The sequence below is a fragment of the Streptomyces sp. NPDC033845 genome (assembly GCF_055576225.1).
The window spans coordinates 426,772-439,585 of sequence record NZ_JBVIRI010000003.1 but is presented as its reverse complement, the minus strand read 5'-3'; the positions used below and the strand labels follow the sequence as shown (position 1 = coordinate 439,585).

Sequence of the window (12,814 nt, the reverse complement as noted above, 5' to 3'; positions counted from 1 at the left end):
GGCCGCGGGTCCACCCCGGACCCGGCCCGTCCCGGACCGCCCGCCCCGGCGGGTCCGGGGCGGGCCGGGTCCGGGTTCAGTTGAGCAGTGCCCGGGCCGCCATGGCCTCCGCCCTGATCCGCCCGGCCGCCGCCGGGTCCACCGCCGCCGCCACCTCGGCGTAGGCGTCGAGCTCGGCCGCGCCCGCGGTGAACTCCCCGCGGCCGACGAGCAGTTTGGCCCGCTCGTAGCGCAGGGACGCCGGGTGCGAGGGCAGCAGCAGGGACAGTTCCAGGGCCCACAGGGCCACCGCGGACTCCTCGGGCCGGGTGGCGGCCCAGGCGCGGATGTTGTTCAGGACGCGCAGCACGATGTCCAGGGTCCGGGCGGGCTCCAGCGGCCCTTCGGCGGCCGCGGCGGCCGCCGGTCCGGTCCCGAGGGCGGCCCCGCCCGCGAACGGGTCCGCGTGCACCCGTTCCGCCGGATCGCCGAAGCCCACCACGAAGTGCCCGGGCAGGCCCAGCCCGTACACCGGGGCGCCCGCCCGGCGGGCCACCTCCAGCCAGACCACCGAGAGCAGGATCGGCAGTCCGCGCCGCCGCCGCAGCACCTCGTGCAGCAGCGAGGAGGACAGCCGGTCGTAGTCGGCCGGGGTGCCGTGGAAGCCCAGCCGTCCGCCGAGCAGTTCGCCCAGTGCCGAGGCCCAGGCCCGGGGGGTGCGCAGCCCGTAGGGCAGCAGTCCGGCCAGCCGGTCGAGTTCGATCTGCGCCTCGTCGAGGGCCCGTTCGTCCAGGGCCGGATCGGCCTCGGCGGCCAGGTACAGGCACATCAGCGCCAGGTCGGGGCGTTCGGAGCGGGCCTCCTCCGCGAACTCCGCGCGGAATCCGGAACTCATGCGTCCGAGGCCCGGAAGTGGTGGTACATGTGGTGGACGGTGAAGCCGAGGCCCTCGTAGAGCCCGCGGGCCCCGGCGTTGTCCGTCTCGACCTGGAGCCAGGCCGCCGAGGCGCCCTCGTCCAGGGCCTTGGCGGCCAGCGCCGCCATCACGGCCGTGGCCAGCCCGCGCCGGCGGTGCGCCGGATCCACCTCCACGGCCGCGAACCCGGCCCAGCGGCCGTCCACCACGCACCGCCCGATGGCCTTCCCGGGCACCGAGGCGAACCACACCGAGGGTCCGGCCGAGAGGACGGCCCGGGCGGCTTCCGGGTCGGCGACCTTCCCGTACCGGGCCAGCCAGTCCGCGTCGCAGTCCCGGGAGAGGACCACACCTGACGGATCCGCCGTCCGATTCCCGCCCCGATTCGCCCCCGGATCCTCGCCAGGACGCCCGGCCCGGTCCGCGATCGGGGCGAGGGCGGCGATCCGCAGTTCGGCGGAGACCTCCCGGACCCAGCCGCGTTCCGTGAGCGCCGCGCACAGCGCCTCCTGGGTGCCCGCGGCCCCGGTGGCGGTCTGGGCGTACGCGGGCAGCCCCCGGTGCGCGTACCAGGCCGTCACCCGCGCGAGTGCTTCGTCCAGCGGTATGCCCGGGTCGCCCAGCGGCAGCACCGAGTTGGCCCGGCGGGTGAATCCGGCCGCGGCCCGCAGCGTCCAGTCGCCCAGCGGGGCGCTCTCCAGGGGTTCCCAGGCGCGCGCGCCGACCCGGGCCAGCTCCTCGAAGGAGGCCGCCGGGCCGCGTCGGCGGGCCGGCGCGGGCGGCACGACCTTGCCCGCGACCAGGGAGGATTCCGCGATGCGGACGGATTCGCCGCTCTTTCGTGTGATCAGCAGCACACTCTCCGTCCACGATACGAGAACGCCTACCACGTCGGTGAAGCCGGGGCCGCCCTCACCGGCATCCAGAGCGCGCCGTACCGAGACCCGTTTACCCACGTCAGCCGGGGTAATGCGAATCTCCATCAGTGCGCCAGCGGTGATTTCCACAGCTCTCTAGCCCCTCTTGTTCGGATCGTGGCCGGGAACGGCGATACTAGGTGTGGGCATCGACGACGCCGCGCTCCCGCGCGATATGGACAGCCCTACCGAGGAGGAACGAGAGCGTGACCTACGTCATCGCGGAGCCTTGTGTCGACGTCAAGGACAAGGCATGCATCGAAGAATGCCCCGTCGACTGCATCTACGAGGGCCAGCGGTCCTTGTACATCCACCCGGACGAATGCGTCGACTGCGGCGCCTGTGAGCCGGTCTGCCCGGTCGAGGCGATCTTCTACGAGGACGACACCCCGGAGGAGTGGAAGGACTACTACAAGGCGAACGTCGAGTTCTTCGACGAGCTCGGCTCGCCCGGTGGTGCCTCCAAGCTCGGTCTGATCGAGCGCGACCACCCCTTCGTGGCAGCGCTGCCGGCGGACATCAACCCGGCGCACTGATCCTCCACCCCGGTCCTGTGCGGAGCCCCCCGCGCGGGGCCGGGGTGTTTTTTCCCCACCGCGTCCGTACCGGAGCCGGTACCAGAAAGAGAGCACGCACCGTGGCCGCAGTCTCGTCCCGTCTGCCCGCCTTCCCCTGGGACAGGCTGGAGCCCTTCAAAGCGACCGCAGCCGCCCACCCGGACGGCATCGTCGACCTGTCGGTGGGCACCCCGGTGGATCCGGTGCCCGAGCTGATCCAGCGGGCGCTGACCGGTGCGGCCGACTCCCCGGGCTATCCCACGGTGTGGGGGACCCCGGAGCTGCGGGACGCGATCTCCGGCTGGGTGGAGCGCCGGCTGGGCGCCCGGACCGCCGGGCACCGCAACGTGCTGCCGGTGGTCGGTTCCAAGGAGCTGGTGGCCTGGCTGCCGACCCAGCTGGGCCTGGGCCCGGGCGACAGGGTCGCCTACCCGCGGCTCGCCTACCCGACCTACGAGGTCGGGGCGCGGCTGTGCGGGGCCGAGGCGGTGGTCTACGACGACCCGACGGAGCTGGACCCCGAGCGGATCCGGCTGCTGTGGCTCAACTCCCCGTCCAACCCGACCGGCCGGGTGCTCCCCAAGGAGGACCTGGTCCGGATCGTGGCCTGGGCCCGGGAGCACGGGGTGCTGGTCTTCAGCGACGAGTGCTACCTGGAGCTGGGCTGGGAGGCCGAGCCGGTCTCGGTGCTCCACGAGGACGTGTGCGGCGGCTCCTTCGAGGGTCTGGTCGCGGTCCACTCGCTGTCCAAGCGCTCCAACCTGGCCGGATACCGGGCGGCGTTCCTCGCGGGGGACCCGGCGGTCCTCGGCGAGCTGCTGGAGATCCGCAAGCACGGCGGGATGATGACCGCGGCGCCGGTCCAGGCGGCCACCGTGGCGGCGCTGGGCGACGACGGGCACGTCCGGGAGCAGCGGGAGCGCTACGCGGCGCGCCGCGAGGCCCTGCGGGCCGCCCTGGAGGGCCACGGCTTCCGGGTGGAGCACAGCGAGGCCAGCCTCTATCTGTGGGTGACCCGGGACGAGCCCTGCTGGGACACCGTGGCCCATCTGGCCGAGCTGGGCATCCTGGTCGCGCCGGGGGAGTTCTACGGCGAGGCCGGGGCGCGTTTCGTCCGGGTGGCGTTCACGGCCACCGACGAGCGGGTCGAGGCGGCCGTGAAGCGGCTGGGCTGAGCCCGCCGGCGTCCGCCGGTGAGCCATACGCCCGAGGGGGCCCGGAGCGCGTGCTCCGGGCCCCCTCGGGCTTCGTACGGCCCCCAGTGGGGTCAGCCGCCGAGCGCGGGCAGGGTCTGGGCGACCGGCAGGGCGTCGGTGGTGGGGACCGCGGGGACGGCGTTCAGCTTGTCGGTGGGCAGGCCGCCGAGCAGCTGCTCCGTGGGGAGGGCGCCGTCCGGACCGGTGGCGCCGACCAGCCCGGTCGCGCTGTCCAGCGCGCTGACCGAACCCACCGCGGGGAGGGACTCGACGCCCGCGGCGCTCGCCGAGCCGGCCGCGACGACCACGGGGGCTGCTCCGGCCGCGATCAGCAGTGCGGCACGGGCGATCCGACGGGTCATGGGGAGGGACATGGTGCGTGCTCCTAGCGTTCGCTTGCTGAGTACGCCGTGAACAACCCCTCGAAGGGGGCCCGAGGTTGCGGAATTCCCGGGTAAAGAACTGGCAATGGGTCGTTTTATCGGCTTCATTGCCGCATTCCGCCCCCTCGGACGGGGGACGGCTCCGCACTACCGTGCGAGGAATATCCGGACCGTGCGCGAATCCGCGGCGGCCTGCCCGCCCGGAGAACCGGAACCGGAACCGCCACCCGTCCAGCGGCCCTTGTCCTTCCCCGCGGTCCACGACCGGTCCCCGTACGCGACCCGCGCGATACCGAGCTCCGAGGCGTGCGCCACCGCCCACTGGGCCACCGCCCAGCCGCGCCGCTCCGAGGCCGCGGCCACCGTCACCGCACCCCCGTCCGCCCCCGCGGACCCGGCCCGCGCGCCCCCGCCGAACACCCGGTCCAGCCGCTTCGCGACATCGGCCCGGTCGCCCGGCTCCACCGGCGCCGGACCCCCGCAGCTCAGCGCCCCCGGGACCCGCCCGGTCAGCACCGCCGCCAGCAGCACCGCGTTCGGCTCGTGCTTGGCGTACGCCTGCGGGAACCCGCTGCGCTGCACCTTCTGCGCGGCCACCGTCAGCGGCAGCCGCGAATAGCCCTTCACCTCGGCCAGCCGGTCGTAGAAGATCCCCGCCGAGTACACCGGGTCCATGATCTGGTCCGGAGTGCCCCAGCCCTGCGAGGGCCGCTGCTGGAACAGGCCCAGCGAGTCCCGGTCCCCGTGGTCCAGGTTCCGCAGCATGGACTCCTGCATGGCGGTCGCCAGCGCGATCGTCACCGCCCGCTCCGGCAGCCCCTTCACCGTCCCCACCGCCGCGATCGTCGCCGCGTAACCGGCCTGCTCCGGACTGAGCGAGTACGAGGAACCCTCACCGGAACCCCCGGCCGACCGGCCCGATCCGCCGTCCGCCGCCCGCACGACGCAGCGCGGAGCGCCGTCCCCGCCGGTGGACTCCCGCTGGACCGCCAGGTATCCGGCCACCCCGAGCAGCACGAGCAGGGCCGCCACCAGCCGGAAAGGACGGCGGCGACGCGGGCGCGGGCGGGACGGAAGGGTCTCGGACACGCGGCCCACCGTACTTGAGCCGAACGACACGTCCGCCCCCCGGACGGACGGCCCTCCGGCCGAGGGCGGAGCGTTAGGGTGCCTCATGACCGAATCCGAGCTCGACCTCACCCTGGACGCCGCCGAGCTGACCGCCCGGCTCGTCGACATCCCGTCCGTGAGCGGCGACGAGAAGGTCCTCGCCGACGCCGTCGAGGAAGCGCTGCGCAGGCTCCCGCACCTCACCGTGGACCGCTTCGGGAACAACGTGGTGGCCCGCACCCGGCTCGGCCGCCCCGAGCGGGTGGTGCTGGCCGGCCACCTGGACACCGTCCCGATCGCCGACAACGTGCCCTCCCGCCTGGACGAGAACGACGTCCTGTGGGGCTGCGGCACCACCGACATGAAGTCGGGAGTGGCCGTCCAGCTCCGGATCGCCGCCACCGTGCCGGAGCCCAACCGGGACCTCACCTTCGTCTTCTACGACCAGGAGGAGGTCGCCGCCGACCTCAACGGCCTCGGCAAGGTCGCCGAAGCCCACCCCGACTGGCTGGAGGGCGACTTCGCCGTCCTCCTCGAACCCTCCGACGCCGAGGTCGAGGGCGGCTGCCAGGGCACCCTGCGGGTCCTGCTGCGCACCGCCGGGGAGCGCGCCCACTCCGCCCGCAGCTGGATGGGCTCCAACGCCATCCACAGCGCCGCCCCCATCCTCGCCCGGCTCGCCGCCTACGAACCGCGCAAGCCGCTGATCGACGGGCTGGAGTACCACGAGGGCCTCAACGCCGTCCGGATCGAGGGCGGGGTGGCCAACAACGTCATCCCCGACTCCTGCACCGTCACCGTCAACTTCCGCTACGCCCCCGACCGCAGCGCGGAGGACGCCCTGGCCCACGTCCGCGAGGTGTTCGCGGACTGCGGGGTCGCCGAGTTCACCGTCGACGACCACTCCGGCGGCGCCCTGCCCGGCCTCTCCCACCCGGCGGCCGCCGCCTTCATGGAGGCGGTCGGCGGCCGGGCCATGCCCAAGTTCGGCTGGACCGACGTCTCCCGGTTCAGCGCGCTCGGCGTCCCGGCCGTCAACTACGGTCCGGGCGACGCGCTGCTGGCCCACAAGGTCGACGAGCGGGTCGAGACCAAGGCGATCCTGCACTGCGAGGAGCGACTCCGCGCCTGGCTGACCTCCTGAATTCCGCTTGTCGTCACCTTTGTGCGCCTACCCTGGCCCAACGATCGTCAGGAGGGAGCACACGATGGCCAATCCTGTGGGCGGCCGACGCAGGCCGGAGGAGCAGCAGCTCGGTCCGGTCCTGCGCAGGCGGAGCCAGGTACAGGCGGGCAGTACCACCGACCAGCGGCTGCTGGACTCGGCGGGGCCCTCGGAGTGGGTGCACACCGATCCCTGGCGGGTGCTGCGCATCCAGTCGGAGTTCATCGAGGGCTTCGGGACGCTGGCGGAGCTGCCGCCGGCGATCAGCGTGTTCGGCTCCGCCCGGACCCCGGCGGACTCGCCGGAGTACGAGGCGGGCGTACGCATCGGCCGGGCGCTGGTCGACGCCGGCTTCGCGGTGATCACCGGCGGCGGCCCGGGCGCCATGGAGGCGGCCAACAAGGGCGCCCGGGAGGGCAACGGCATCTCGGTGGGCCTCGGCATCGAGCTGCCCTTCGAACAGGGCCTCAACGAGCACGTGGACCTGGGCCTGAACTTCCGGTACTTCTTCGTCCGCAAGACCATGTTCGTCAAGTACAGCCAGGGCTTCGTGGTGCTGCCCGGGGGCCTCGGCACCCTGGACGAGATGTTCGAGGCGCTCACCCTGGTGCAGACCCAGAAGATCACCCGGTTCCCGATCGTGCTGTTCGGCACGGCCTACTGGAGCGGGCTGGTCGACTGGCTGCGCGACACGGTGATCGCCCAGGGCAAGGCCTCCGAGCGGGACCTCCACCTGTTCCACGTCACCGACGACGTGGACGAGGCCATCGCCCTGGTCACCAAGGAGGTCGGCAAGTAGCCGCCGGCCCCGAGGGCCGGACCGCCTAGGCGAGCCCCCGGCGGGCGACCGCCGGGGGACGCAGGCCCTGGATGGAGCGGACCATCTCCAGGACCTGCCGGGTCTCCGGGACCTCGTGCACCCGGTACACCTGCGCGCCCAGCCAGGCCGAGACGGCCGTGGTCGCCAGGGTGCCCAGCAGCCGGTCCTTCACCGGGCGGTCCAGGGTCTCGCCGACGAAGTCCTTGTTGGACAGCGAGACCAGCACCGGCCAGCCGGTGTCGGTCATCTCCGCCAGCCGGCGGGTGGCCTCCAGCGAGTGCCGGGTGTTCTTCCCGAAGTCGTGCCCCGGGTCGATCATGATCGCGTCGCGCCGGACGCCCAGCGCCGCCGCCCGCTCGGCCAGCCCCACGGTCACCCGCAGGATGTCCGCCATCACGTCCTCGTACGCGGTGCGGTGCGGCCGGGTGCGCGGCTCGACCCCGCCCGCGTGGGTGCAGACCAGGCCCGCGCCGTACCGGGCGGCCACCTCCGCCAGCTTCGGGTCCACCCCGCCCCAGGCGTCGTTCAGCACGTCGGCCCCGGCCTCGCAGACCGCCTCGCCGACCTCGTGCCGCCAGGTGTCCACGCTGATCACCACGTCCGGATGGCGGCGCCGGACCTCCGCCACGAAGCCCACCGTGCGGCGGGCCTCCTCGGCCGCGTCCACGTGCTCGCCCGGCCCGGCCTTCACCCCGCCGATGTCGATGATCGCGGCACCCTCGGCCACCGCCCGCTCCACCCGGTCCAGCGCCGGCTCGTCCAGGAACGTGGCCCCCTGGTCGTAGAAGGAGTCCGGGGTCCGGTTCACGATCGCCATGATCACCGGTTCGTGCGCCTCGAACTCACGCCTGCCCAGTCGCAGCATCCCCTGTTTCCTCCCTCGACGGTCCGCCTGCGACCCTAACCGGCGCGGGTCCGTGCGAGGATCGGGGCACCCCGTCTGCCTGGAGAGTGGTCGTGTTCTGGTTCTTGCTGCTCGCGCTGGTCGTGGTCGTCACCGCGGTCACCCTCGCGGTGATCGGGGGCGGCGAGACGGCCGTGCTGCCCGAGGTCGAGCCGGAGCGGGTGGCCGACGCCCTGCCCGGGCACCGGGCCGTGGTGGCCGCCGACGTGGACGCCCTGCGGCTGCCGGTGGCGGCCCGCGGCTACCGGATGGCCGAGGTGGACGAGGCCCTGGCCCGGCTGGGCGCCGAACTCGCCGCCCGGGACGCCCGGATCGCCGAACTGGAGGCCGGCCTGCGCCACCCGGCCACCGCGCACGGGCCCGCGCCCGTCGCCCCCGCCACCGCGCCCGCCGCCCCGACCGCGCCCGCCCAGACCTCCCCGGCCGGCCCGAGCCTGGTCAAGGGCGAGGAATGAGCCCGGCCGGCGCGCCCCTGCCGGGGCCGGACGGGGCGCTCCGCTGCCCCTGGGCGCTGGCCACCGAGGACTACGTCGCCTACCACGACCTGGAGTGGGGGCGGCCGGTGCACGGCGACGACGCCCTCTACGAGCGGCTGTGCCTGGAGGCCTTCCAGTCCGGACTGTCCTGGCTGACGATCCTGCGCCGCCGCGAGGGCTTCCGCACCGCCTTCTCCGGGTTCTCGATCGCCGAGGTCGCCGGGTTCGGCGAGGCGGACGTGGAGCGGCTGATGGCCGACACCGGGATCATCCGCAACCGGGCCAAGATCCTGGCCACCCTCGCCAACGCCGAGGTGCTGGCCGGCTGGGCCCCCGGCGCGCTGGACGAGCTGATCTGGTCGCACGCCCCGGCCGAGCCCGGCCCGGCCCCGCTGAGCACCACTCAGGTGCCGGCCGTCACCACCGAGTCCACGGCGCTGGCGAAGGCCCTGAAGAAGGCCGGCATCCGGTTCGTCGGCCCCACCACCGCCTACGCCCTGATGCAGGCCTGCGGCCTGGTCAACGACCACCTGGCCGGCTGTGCCGCCCGGGAGCCCCGCCCGGAGACCGGCGGGGCCCGCCGGAGTGCTCAGCGGCCCTCGTAGCGGGGGGCCTCCTTGGCGAGGAAGGCCCGGACCGCGATCCCGTGGTCCTCGGAGCCGCCCGCCATGGTCTGCAGCACGTCCTCCTTCTCCAGGGTGTCGGCCAGCGAGTGCGAGGCGCCGTAGGCCAGCGAGGCCTTGATCGCCGCGTAGGCCACCGTCGGCCCCTCGGCCAGCGCCCGGGCCACCCGGCCGGCCTCCTCGACCAGGGAGTCCGCCGGCACCAGCCGGTTGGCGATGCCGAGGTCGTACGCCTCCTGGGCGCGCACCGAGCGCGGGAACAGCAGCAGGTCGCTCGCCCGGGAGGCGCCGATCAGCCGGGGCAGGGTCCAGGACACCCCGGAGTCCGCGGTCAGCGCCACCCCGGCGAAGGAGGTGTTGAAGGAGGCGGTGTCGGCGACCACCCGGAAGTCCGCCGCCAGCGCGAAACCGAATCCGGCGCCCGCCGCGACCCCGTTCACCGCGGCCACCACCGGCTTCGGCATCTCGGTGAGGGCCAGCACGATCGGGTTGTAGTGCTCGGAGACCGTGGACATGGTCAGCGAGGAGCCGCTCTCGCGGTCCGCCGCCAGATTGCCGATGTGCTCCTTCAGGTCCTGGCCCACGCAGAAGGCCCGGGTGCCGGCGGCGGTCAGCAGCACCGCCCGTACGGCGGTGTCCTCGCCCGCCGCCCGGACGGCCTCCCGCAGCGCCACCTTCGCCTCGGTGTTCATCGCGTTCATCGCGTCCGGGCGGTTGATCGTGATGGTGGCGAGACCGTCGGTGAGGTCGTAGAGCACGCTGTCGGCCATGGCGGGGATCCCCCTTCGTCGCGGGTGTTCTGGGGGTCAGCATGGCGGACGGGGGAGGGGCCCGGCAGACGGCCGCATGTGATGTGCGTCAAAGATCGCGGGGGCCCGGGGCCGGTGGGGGAGGCGAAGTATCGCAGGCGGATCCCCGAAATGAGTGGTTTTGGTCGAGCGCGTTGCGCAAGCGTTCCCACCCGATGTTGGTCATCGGGTCCTGACATGCGGGATAATGGCTGGGAAGCAATGTGTTCGATGCCGGGTACTAGGCGCCTGAACGGGGCCGTCGGCTGACGATGAGCTGGTTTCAGGAAGGGGAACGAGCATGGCGGCCATGAAGCCGCGGACGGGCGACGGCCCGCTCGAGGTGACCAAGGAGGGGCGGGGCATCGTCATGCGCGTACCGCTCGAAGGCGGCGGTCGGCTCGTGGTAGAGCTGACCCCGGACGAGGCCGACGCCCTGGGTGACGCCCTGAAGAAGGTCGTCGGCTGACGTCGGCGCTCGTACTTCTCCGAGAGTTTTCCCGCTGCCCCGGTCGCCCCGTGCGACCGGGGCAGCGCTGTGTCCGGGGCCGGGCGGGACAGGCCGCGGGGTCCGCCGGGGATCCGTCGCGGGTCCGGCCCGGGGCCGACGGCTCAGCGGCGGACGACGCAGAGCAGGCCGTCGCCCACCGGCAGCAGGGCGGACTCCAGGGCGGGGCTCTCCCGCACCGTGCGCAGCAGCTCGCGGACCCGGAGCACCTCGGCGGGCTGGGCGGCCGAGTCGACCGTACGGCCGTCCGAGAACACCCCTTCGAAGCAGACCAGCCCGCCGGGCCGGAGCAGGCGCAACGATTCAGCGAGGTAGTCCAGCGACTCGCACGGGTCACCGTCGCAGAACACCAGGTCGTACCCGCCGTCCGCCAGCCGGGGCAGCACGTCCAGGGCGCGGCCGGGGATGAAGCGGGCCCGGTTGCCGGCGAAGCCCGCGGCGCGGAACGCCTGCCGGGCGAAGGCCTGCCGGTCGGGCTCGGGGTCCACGGTGGTCAGCACCCCGTCCGGACGCATCCCGTGCAGCAGGTGGATGCCGGAGACACCGGTCCCGGTACCGATCTCCGCGACCGCCTTGGCGTCCGCGGTGGCGGCGAGCAGGCGCAGCGCGGCCCCGGTGCCGGGGGAGACGGACCGCAGACCGGCCTCCCTGGCCCGGTCGCGGGCCCACCGCAGAGCGTCGTCCTCGGCGACAAACGCGTCGGCGAACGCCCAGCTCGTCTGCCGGTTGCCGCTAATGACCCTCTCCTGTCCCCATAGTTGGCGCAACGGTGACTGTAGCCGTTGGCTGCGGGAACCCGCAGATGGGACCGGGCGTTGTGAGGGTGTGAGGGCGTCCGGCGCCCCGGCCCGGGCAAAGTTCGGGCAAAAACACTTATCCGGAGCTGACGGAGGGGGTGGCTATGGTAGGGGCTCCAGTGGACTCCACCAGAGCCGATAGGGGAGGTGCGGCTGCGCCTGTGGATCGTGGGGGCGTGTTGAGACGCCTCTTCTGGTCGGCCGGTGAGCCGAAATCCGTGACTGACATTGCTGACCGCTTCCACACCGCTGCCGCCGCGACCACCGCGACCTTTGCCGATGATGCGGGCTCACAGGCGTGGACCCCTCCCACCTGGGAGGAGATCGTCAGCACCCACAGCGCGCGGGTCTACCGTCTCGCCTACCGCCTGACGGGCAACCAGCACGATGCCGAGGACCTCACCCAGGAGGTCTTCGTCCGGGTCTTCCGCTCGCTGTCCACGTACACCCCCGGCACCTTCGAGGGCTGGCTGCACCGCATCACCACCAACCTCTTCCTGGACATGGTCCGCCGCAAGCAGCGGATCCGCTTCGACGCCCTCGCGGACGACGCCGCCGAGCGGCTGCCCAGCCGCGAGCCGTCCCCCCAGCAGGTGCTGCACGACACCCACTTCGACGCGGACGTCCAGCAGGCCCTCGACACCCTCGCGCCCGAGTTCCGCGCCGCCGTGGTCCTCTGCGACATCGAGGGACTGTCGTACGAGGAGATCGCGGCCACCCTCGGGGTCAAGCTCGGCACCGTCCGCAGCCGTATCCACCGCGGCCGCTCCCACCTGCGCAAGGCCCTCAAGCACCGGTCCCCCGAGGCCCGGGCGGAGCAGCGTGCGCTGGCGGTGGTCGGCGCGGCAGGGGAAGGGGGAGTGCCGGAGTGAGCGGAGCCAGTGCCTCACCGTCACCCGCGGAACAGCACCTCGGCGACCGGCTCGCCGCCCTCGTCGACGGGGAGCTGAGCCATGACGTCCGCGAGCGGGTGCTCGCCCATCTCGCCACCTGCGGCCGCTGCAAGGCCGAGGCGGACGCCCAGCGCCGTCTGAAGACCCTGTTCGTGGAGAGCGCCCCGCCGCCCGTGTCGGCCGGACTGCTCGCCCGCCTCCAGGGACTGCCCGGCCAGCCCGGACCCCCCGGCGGCCCCGGACCCTCCGGCGGGAGCCCCTTCGGCTTCGAACTGCCCACCGCCCTGCCCGCCGACCGGCGGGGTCAGGAACCCCCGCGGCGCCAGGGCTTCCCCGTCCACGAGGTGGGCCGGCCGCGCCGCCGGTTCGCGTTCGTGGCCGCGGGCGCCGTCTCGCTGGCCGCCATCGCCCTGGGCGGTTCGCTGCCCGTGGACGCCCGGATCGGCCCCAACGCCCGGGGCGGGGGCGGCGCGGCCAGCGTCACCCCCTCGGTGCGCCCCGGTCCGACCGGAGTGCTCGGCGGCACCGGGGTGAACGGGGTGAACGGGGTGAGCGGCGGTGCCGTGCCGGTGACCGACGTGGCCGTCCGCAACCGCCGTCCCCTGCCCTCCTCGGTGGCGGGCTGGCGTCCGGCGGCCCAGTCGGCTCCGCTGCCGCCGGCCCCCTCCAACCGGCCGGTGTCCCTGAGCCGCTGAGCCCGGGGAGCCACCCCGGGCCCGGAACTGGTTGAATCCTCCGCAGACGCGCCGCCGGGCGGTGCGCGACGTACGCGGGGGAGTCAC

The 12,814-nt window shown here is 73.8% G+C and carries 16 protein-coding genes; 9 read left to right on the top strand and 7 right to left on the bottom strand.

What is annotated here, in order from left to right; genetic code table 11:
* Nucleotides 1-76 precede the first annotated feature (76 nt).
* The gene (locus tag ACZ50K_RS09060; RefSeq protein ID WP_468899457.1) at nucleotides 77-874 is read right to left on the bottom strand and encodes a transglutaminase family protein; all 798 of its coding nucleotides are present in this window, start codon (nucleotides 872-874) and stop codon (nucleotides 77-79) included.
* A complete protein-coding gene (locus tag ACZ50K_RS09055) occupies nucleotides 871-1,902 on the bottom strand; it encodes a GNAT family N-acetyltransferase (RefSeq protein WP_468899455.1) in 1,032 nt (343 codons plus the stop codon). The genes ACZ50K_RS09060 and ACZ50K_RS09055 overlap by 4 nt, the downstream gene beginning before the upstream one ends.
* Nucleotides 1,903-2,018: 116 nt before the next feature.
* Between ACZ50K_RS09055 and fdxA the strand changes: the two genes are divergently transcribed.
* On the top strand, nucleotides 2,019-2,348 hold the full coding sequence (fdxA, locus tag ACZ50K_RS09050) for a ferredoxin (protein WP_468899452.1): 330 nt from the start codon (nucleotides 2,019-2,021) through the stop codon (nucleotides 2,346-2,348).
* Between the two features lie 101 nt (nucleotides 2,349-2,449).
* On the top strand, nucleotides 2,450-3,544 hold the full coding sequence (gene dapC / locus ACZ50K_RS09045) for a succinyldiaminopimelate transaminase (protein WP_468899449.1): 1,095 nt from the start codon (nucleotides 2,450-2,452) through the stop codon (nucleotides 3,542-3,544).
* A gap of 92 nt (nucleotides 3,545-3,636) precedes the next feature.
* Here dapC and ACZ50K_RS09040 read toward each other — a convergent pair whose 3' ends face one another.
* A complete protein-coding gene (locus tag ACZ50K_RS09040) occupies nucleotides 3,637-3,939 on the bottom strand; it encodes an ATP-binding protein (RefSeq protein WP_468899447.1) in 303 nt (100 codons plus the stop codon).
* A gap of 156 nt (nucleotides 3,940-4,095) precedes the next feature.
* Nucleotides 4,096-5,046, bottom strand: a complete 951-nt coding sequence (locus ACZ50K_RS09035) for a VldE C-terminal domain-containing protein (RefSeq protein WP_468899444.1) — start codon at nucleotides 5,044-5,046, stop codon at nucleotides 4,096-4,098.
* 76 nt (nucleotides 5,047-5,122) lie between these two features.
* On the opposite strand from ACZ50K_RS09035, the gene dapE reads away from it, so the two are divergent.
* Nucleotides 5,123-6,202 carry a succinyl-diaminopimelate desuccinylase gene (dapE, locus tag ACZ50K_RS09030; RefSeq protein WP_468899441.1) on the top strand — a complete coding sequence of 360 codons (1,080 nt, stop codon included), beginning with the start codon at nucleotides 5,123-5,125 and terminating at the stop codon, nucleotides 6,200-6,202.
* Nucleotides 6,203-6,266: 64 nt separating this feature from the next.
* Nucleotides 6,267-7,022 carry an LOG family protein gene (locus ACZ50K_RS09025; RefSeq protein ID WP_468899438.1) on the top strand — a complete coding sequence of 252 codons (756 nt, stop codon included), beginning with the start codon at nucleotides 6,267-6,269 and terminating at the stop codon, nucleotides 7,020-7,022.
* Nucleotides 7,023-7,047: 25 nt separating this feature from the next.
* Here the strand turns inward: ACZ50K_RS09025 and folP are convergent, their stop codons facing one another.
* Nucleotides 7,048-7,908: a dihydropteroate synthase gene (gene folP / locus ACZ50K_RS09020; RefSeq protein WP_468899436.1), complete on the bottom strand. Its 861-nt coding sequence runs from the start codon at nucleotides 7,906-7,908 to the stop codon at nucleotides 7,048-7,050.
* An 86-nt stretch (nucleotides 7,909-7,994) separates the two neighbouring features.
* Between folP and ACZ50K_RS09015 the strand changes: the two genes are divergently transcribed.
* Both ACZ50K_RS09015 and ACZ50K_RS09010 read left to right on the top strand, forming a co-directional pair.
* Complete coding sequence (locus ACZ50K_RS09015) at nucleotides 7,995-8,402, top strand: DivIVA domain-containing protein (RefSeq protein WP_468899434.1); 408 nt, start codon at nucleotides 7,995-7,997, stop codon at nucleotides 8,400-8,402.
* Nucleotides 8,399-9,028, top strand: a complete 630-nt coding sequence (locus tag ACZ50K_RS09010) for a DNA-3-methyladenine glycosylase I (RefSeq protein ID WP_468899431.1) — start codon at nucleotides 8,399-8,401, stop codon at nucleotides 9,026-9,028. Before ACZ50K_RS09015 ends, ACZ50K_RS09010 begins: the two co-directional genes overlap by 4 nt.
* On the opposite strand, the gene chcB is transcribed toward ACZ50K_RS09010, so the two are convergent.
* On the bottom strand, nucleotides 9,013-9,816 hold the full coding sequence (gene chcB / locus ACZ50K_RS09005) for a 2-cyclohexenylcarbonyl CoA isomerase (protein WP_468899429.1): 804 nt from the start codon (nucleotides 9,814-9,816) through the stop codon (nucleotides 9,013-9,015). The two genes, ACZ50K_RS09010 and chcB, sit on opposite strands and share 16 nt — an antisense overlap.
* Before the next feature lie 319 nt (nucleotides 9,817-10,135).
* On the opposite strand from chcB, the gene ACZ50K_RS09000 reads away from it, so the two are divergent.
* The gene (locus ACZ50K_RS09000) at nucleotides 10,136-10,303 is read left to right on the top strand and encodes a DUF3117 domain-containing protein (RefSeq protein WP_003966491.1); all 168 of its coding nucleotides are present in this window, start codon (nucleotides 10,136-10,138) and stop codon (nucleotides 10,301-10,303) included.
* A gap of 143 nt (nucleotides 10,304-10,446) precedes the next feature.
* Here ACZ50K_RS09000 and ACZ50K_RS08995 read toward each other — a convergent pair whose 3' ends face one another.
* Nucleotides 10,447-11,109 carry an O-methyltransferase gene (locus ACZ50K_RS08995; protein ID WP_468899426.1) on the bottom strand — a complete coding sequence of 221 codons (663 nt, stop codon included), beginning with the start codon at nucleotides 11,107-11,109 and terminating at the stop codon, nucleotides 10,447-10,449.
* 134 nt (nucleotides 11,110-11,243) lie between these two features.
* On the opposite strand from ACZ50K_RS08995, the gene sigE reads away from it, so the two are divergent.
* Together sigE and ACZ50K_RS08985 are read left to right on the top strand one after the other, a co-directional pair.
* Nucleotides 11,244-12,011 carry an RNA polymerase sigma factor SigE gene (gene sigE, locus ACZ50K_RS08990; protein ID WP_468899423.1) on the top strand — a complete coding sequence of 256 codons (768 nt, stop codon included), beginning with the start codon at nucleotides 11,244-11,246 and terminating at the stop codon, nucleotides 12,009-12,011.
* Complete coding sequence (locus ACZ50K_RS08985; RefSeq protein ID WP_468899421.1) at nucleotides 12,008-12,727, top strand: zf-HC2 domain-containing protein; 720 nt, start codon at nucleotides 12,008-12,010, stop codon at nucleotides 12,725-12,727. The genes sigE and ACZ50K_RS08985 overlap by 4 nt, the downstream gene beginning before the upstream one ends.
* Nucleotides 12,728-12,814 lie beyond the last annotated feature (87 nt).

Bases quoted from the DNA above. Each gene is read 5' to 3' on its own strand.
- ACZ50K_RS09060 (WP_468899457.1), bottom strand. From the start codon at position 874: ATGAGTTCCGGATTCCGCGCGGAGTTCGCGGAGGAGGCCCGCTCCGAA.
- ACZ50K_RS09040 (WP_468899447.1), bottom strand. From the start codon at position 3,939: ATGTCCCTCCCCATGACCCGTCGGATCGCCCGTGCCGCACTGCTGATC.
- dapE (WP_468899441.1), top strand. From the start codon at position 5,123: ATGACCGAATCCGAGCTCGACCTCACCCTGGACGCCGCCGAGCTGACC.
- ACZ50K_RS09025 (WP_468899438.1), top strand. From the start codon at position 6,267: ATGGCCAATCCTGTGGGCGGCCGACGCAGGCCGGAGGAGCAGCAGCTC.
- folP (WP_468899436.1), bottom strand. From the start codon at position 7,908: ATGCTGCGACTGGGCAGGCGTGAGTTCGAGGCGCACGAACCGGTGATC.
- ACZ50K_RS09010 (WP_468899431.1), top strand. From the start codon at position 8,399: ATGAGCCCGGCCGGCGCGCCCCTGCCGGGGCCGGACGGGGCGCTCCGC.
- chcB (WP_468899429.1), bottom strand. From the start codon at position 9,816: ATGGCCGACAGCGTGCTCTACGACCTCACCGACGGTCTCGCCACCATC.
- ACZ50K_RS09000 (WP_003966491.1), top strand. From the start codon at position 10,136: ATGGCGGCCATGAAGCCGCGGACGGGCGACGGCCCGCTCGAGGTGACC.
- sigE (WP_468899423.1), top strand. From the start codon at position 11,244: ATGGTAGGGGCTCCAGTGGACTCCACCAGAGCCGATAGGGGAGGTGCG.